At 32.4% G+C, this 4,991-nt stretch carries 5 protein-coding genes; 2 read left to right on the top strand and 3 right to left on the bottom strand.

Annotation, left to right across the window (positions count from 1 at the left end; genetic code table 11):
* Positions 1-371 precede the first annotated feature (371 nt).
* Both KQI69_RS09010 and KQI69_RS09005 read left to right on the top strand, forming a co-directional pair.
* Positions 372-845 (top strand): LytTR family DNA-binding domain-containing protein, encoded by a 474-nt coding sequence (locus KQI69_RS09010; RefSeq protein ID WP_216565050.1) that lies wholly within the window; start codon positions 372-374, stop codon positions 843-845.
* A 66-nt stretch (positions 846-911) separates the two neighbouring features.
* Positions 912-1,658 (top strand): hypothetical protein, encoded by a 747-nt coding sequence (locus tag KQI69_RS09005; protein ID WP_216565049.1) that lies wholly within the window; start codon positions 912-914, stop codon positions 1,656-1,658.
* Positions 1,659-1,750: 92 nt separating this feature from the next.
* Here the strand turns inward: KQI69_RS09005 and KQI69_RS09000 are convergent, their stop codons facing one another.
* From KQI69_RS09000 to KQI69_RS08990, 3 genes are all read right to left on the bottom strand, one after another.
* On the bottom strand, positions 1,751-1,951 hold the full coding sequence (locus KQI69_RS09000) for a hypothetical protein (protein WP_216565048.1): 201 nt from the start codon (positions 1,949-1,951) through the stop codon (positions 1,751-1,753).
* A gap of 282 nt (positions 1,952-2,233) precedes the next feature.
* The gene (locus KQI69_RS08995) at positions 2,234-3,940 is read right to left on the bottom strand and encodes an O-antigen ligase family protein (RefSeq protein WP_216565047.1); all 1,707 of its coding nucleotides are present in this window, start codon (positions 3,938-3,940) and stop codon (positions 2,234-2,236) included.
* A gap of 90 nt (positions 3,941-4,030) precedes the next feature.
* Positions 4,031-4,903, bottom strand: coding sequence for an HD domain-containing protein (locus tag KQI69_RS08990; protein WP_216565046.1), 873 nt, complete (start codon positions 4,901-4,903; stop codon positions 4,031-4,033).
* Positions 4,904-4,991 lie beyond the last annotated feature (88 nt).

Genomic DNA, 4,991 nt, shown 5'->3' with positions numbered 1-4,991 from the left:
TCTTCTTTTATAATTGATTCAAAACTCTGATTTCCTATCCCTACAACTCTTGCCATATGCACCCTCCGTTCAATATTGTTCAACTAAATATATATTTATCCTCGCAAAAACAATGCAGAATGTTGCAACTAAATTTGTACTATTCCAATATTCCCTCAAAATATCTGTATTTGAATATATTTTAGCATTGAGATACGGCTATGTAAAGTCGCTTGGCACATCCATATCTTATACCTCTTACTACCAAAAATCTACCTCTTACCAAAATCCTATTTACATAAAATCTTCTGTATGCTTTAATCATATCATATGAAAAAAATGAATTGTTTTTAAAAGTATTTATTTAACAATGAGAATCAGGAGGTGACAAATTGAAATTCCGATTGGAAATAACAGATGATGATGAAACTGAAATCATCATCAAATGTCATAAACTTACACCCGACATTATCAAACTTCAGCAAATACTTATCAGTTTTGATACTGATAGCTGCTGCTTAAGTCAGATAGTTTTATATAAAAGCGATACCGAATATTACATGAATCTGTCTGATATATTATTTTTTCAAACTGAAAGTTCTATCATATATGCTCATACGGCAACAGATGCATATGAAACAAAATATAAACTTTATGAACTTGAAGAAATTCTCCCGGCCGCCTTTATCAGAATATCAAAATCAGCCATCGTAAACAGCAGCCTTATTTATTCGATACAGAGAAACCTTGCTGCATCAAGTGTTATATCATTTTATAACACACATAAAGAAGTTTATGTTTCAAGAGCATATTATAAGATGCTTAAAAATAAGATGGATGAAAGACGATTTCACACATTGCAGTAACAACAAACACTTAACAATAACTTTACATATTATAGTGTCATATCAGACACAGAAAAGAGGTTAATCATGAATAAAAACAGAAACTCAATTTTTTGGGGACTTATGCTTATTGCGATAGCCTGCTATCTTATATTAAGCCAGTTCCATATTGTCACACTTGCAGTCAGCGTCACAAAACTTATATTAGGTGTCATATTTTTAGGTACAGCTATCAATTCAATAATCGAGAGAAGCTTTGGCGGTCTTTTCTTCTCACTCGCTTTCTTATGGATCATATTTGACAGTGTATTAGGACTTCCAACAGTTTCGACGCCTGTGCTTCTTATGGTTGCTACATTACTTACAATAGGCTTTTCATTGTTGTTTCCTAAAAAACATCATATTTCCGGAAATTTCAATGAAAATAAACATGTGGAATGGAATGATTATGACGATTATGACAAAGTAGGAAAGCACCAGACAGTATTTAATAATGATACAAATGACACATTTTTTGGCAGCAACCGCTTTGGTGCATCAGCAAAATATATAAATACAGGTAATTTTAGAAAAGCTGAACTTGATTGCTCATTTGGAGAACTCAAAGTTTACTTTGACAGTGCAAATATCATTACTGATTCTGCCGAAATATATGTAAATCAAAGTTTTGGCTGTACACAGCTTTTTATCCCGAAAGAATGGCAAATAGTCCAGAAAGCCTCAGTCTTTGCAGGGGCGATAGAAGAACGAAATCACAATAAAAGTAACGGCTCGCCTGTTGTTTATCTTACCGGTGAAATTAAATTTGGAAGCGTGATAATCACCTATGTATAAATAATCATAAAAGAATATGAGGAAAATGCAAATGGCATTTTCCTCATAGGTAATACTCATCATAATCTTTAAATAAAATAGCGTTTATACTTTCAAAAACCTGTAACGCGTATACGATACTCTTTTTTATTTAATACGGCAATTACACAGCCACCTGAATATCCTTTCTTTTTCTTTATGCTGATAACACCTTTTTTGTTTACGCTGACATCAGTGCCATAATCTTTTGATATGCTGAACTTAGCATTTTTTAATGCTGGTGCACATTTTACAAGATCTAATTTAGTTCCCATTTTCACATCGGCATATACATAATTTATTTTTTCCTTTCATACTGTTGGTATGTAACTTGATAACAGCTTATATGTTTTGCCTACAGCAATATAACTAAGTTCTTTATTTCCTCTTTTCTTTATTTTTTAATAGTACTTCGATCACTTATTAAAAGATGCATCGTATTTTATCTTTCATAATACCACAATACATTTTATATGACAACGAAATTGTTTTGACCACCATAGAGTACAAAGTACAACAGTCTCCCATTTATGCACAAATGATTACATCTCACAAAATCACAGTCCCTGTATCTCCTTTAAAAGTTCCTCATCCAGTTCAATATCCACCTTGTCATTTATCTTATTTCCAAGTCGGCTCACTGTATTCTTATTTTTTTCTATCAGTTCTGGAACTTCTTTCATTTTATTTATTACCTTATCTGTGAGTTTGTCACTATTTACAACTTTCTCACTTCCAAGCATATCGTTTAGCAAAGACAGATACTCTACATACTGCTCCTTGTCAAATTTATTTCTTTCAATAGCCTTCTTTTCGTATTCAACCAATCTGTCAATACTTTCCTCCTGACAAGCCTCCTGAGCCAGTGTACTGTACGCTGTCGAAACTGTGTCATTCTGTTTTAATATCTGCTCTGCAAGTTTCTCTCTCTCACCCATATCCCGTGTTTTTGAAAGTTTTGCTATAGCTGCATCTGTATATGCAGGATATGTTTTTAATGCGACATCATTATTTCCAGCCGCATAAAAACTCAGAGGCATTACCATATAAATACATATCAGACCAAATGCAATCGCATTATATTTCAAAATAATTGTTGAAACAGAAAACATTTCATAAAACTTTTCATTGGAACAGCTAAGTAAAAGTACAAGAATAAACACTACTGCGGTATATTCAAGGTCAAATTCAAAAATACAGTGTGCAAATATTGTAAATATCAGTATTCTTTCAATGTAATCACGCTCTTTGTTTAATAATGCCAATACAATAACAGCAATAATCATACACATTGGAAGCAGTCCTATATCAAGTGCAATCTGTAAAATATCATTATGAACATATCTTACCGTATAAACTCCTGTCTGAATCTGTGGATATTTATAATGATATCCAAGATATCCCATTCCAAAAGGATACTTTTTTATAAGCAAAAGTGCATCCTGCCAATACAATAAACGACCATATAAAGTACTTAAATTATCAGAAAAAATCCTTCCGATAATACCTGCACTTCTGAATAAAATTCCAAAAATAACCCCAATAAAAAATATAATACCTAATACTGCTGCCCTTATCTTATTTGAATTTATATGTAAAAGAAGTAATATCACTGTAAAAACAAATAATACCAGTGTAAAACAACTTCCACTAAACCACAGCCCTGCAAACATTATAACTATCTCTGCACTGTTAATAATATCACTTTTATTTAATTTAAGGAAAGCGACAATAATCCCCAGAAGCATAACTAGTGCAAATGTATTTTCATAGCCGAAAGTACCTGAAAAACACCCGTTTTTTACAATAAAATCGTTTATTACATCACTAAAACCTTCCAATCCCGAAACTAAAGAACTTATTTTTGAAATACCAACTCCTGCTGCACCTAAAATACAAACAAGCGAAGCCAGATGCGGAAGCAAATGAACAAGCCTTTTTCGCTGCGTTTCATCTATAAACAATATAAATACCGCAAAAATAAAAGCTGTGGACTTCTTTACTACTCCGGTAAATGCCATGCCACTATCGACAGCATAAAAGCATGATATTATATAAAAAATCAAACTTATTCCCGAAAATAAAAGTCCTGGATTTAAGCATATATTTTTGCTTGCTTTAAATTTTACAATAATATATACAAGCATAAGCGACATAACACCGCCTAACACCGCACTTGTATATTCATAATATCCTCCCGCCCATATTAAACTTACTGATATAATCATCAGTATAAAGTTTTGTATCCTTAATTCTTTTTGCACATTTTTCTCCCGTTTTAACTGGTACATTAACAATCAGACATTTTTTGTTCTTATATTGTGAATAATTCATACAAAAACCAGCATAAAAACTTATTTTAATCTTAAAAACTCATCCATACTTTTATTTAATATCTCAAACTGTTTTACTGTTTTCGGATTGTCTGAAACATACGAAAGCATTTTTTTCAGATAACCCTGCTCTTTCACTATCTTAAAACTCTCATTATAAACAAGTTCAAACACAAGTGCCGCATGACCGACAAGATTGTCTATAGGTGTCTTTTTCAGACTTCTGAGTACAGCATGATGCTCCATAAATGCCGTCATAACCTCATCCGTAACCTCCGCATTTTTAAGTTCTTCTGTTGTCACATCATAAATGACTTCAAGGGTTACATCATAGTTTACTTTTAAGATATCTATCTTGTCAGCATCCCTTATAATATTGCAAAACATAACTACACGCTCAGGAAGTCCGTCCTCAACGCGGTACGCACTATGATTCCATATAGCTGTTTTTATTATATCAAGTTCTGTAACACCCTCTTTGCTATTTTCATTATCTTTGCCGCTATTCAAATATGTTTCAGAAATATTTTCATTTTTTAATTTATTATTAGTGTTTTTTAAAGCACCTATATCTGTTTTATCAATAAACTTCCACATAAGTCCCTCATCAAACAAAAGTTTGACACCATAGTGTGCATGGTCAATTGAATCAGCATCGGAAAAAGTTCCATAATTTTTTAACTGCTCAAACCTGCCTATATCATGCAGCATACCTATAATCCATGCAAGATCGGTATCCTCTTTATTAAGTCCAAGTGACTCTGCTATTCTTTCGCTAAGAGCCGCCACCCTATATGTATGGTCAACTTTAAGTTTAATCTTTTCATCGCTAGTATCGTAATTATCCGTATATTTTTTAAAAGTATCTTCAACTTTTTCTCTGTCTATATTCATAATAAATCTCCTTTGTACATTTTTACATACTTAGGCGTTTGCGAAACGCCACAAGCCGCATAAATACGGCATTTTTTTGTTAATAAAA

The organism is Eubacterium sp. MSJ-13 (assembly GCF_018918235.1).
In the GTDB taxonomy this organism is placed as follows: domain Bacteria; phylum Bacillota; class Clostridia; order Lachnospirales; family Lachnospiraceae; genus Butyribacter.
Note: the sequence above shows the minus strand (reverse complement) of the source record. Positions and strands in the feature narration are given on the sequence as shown.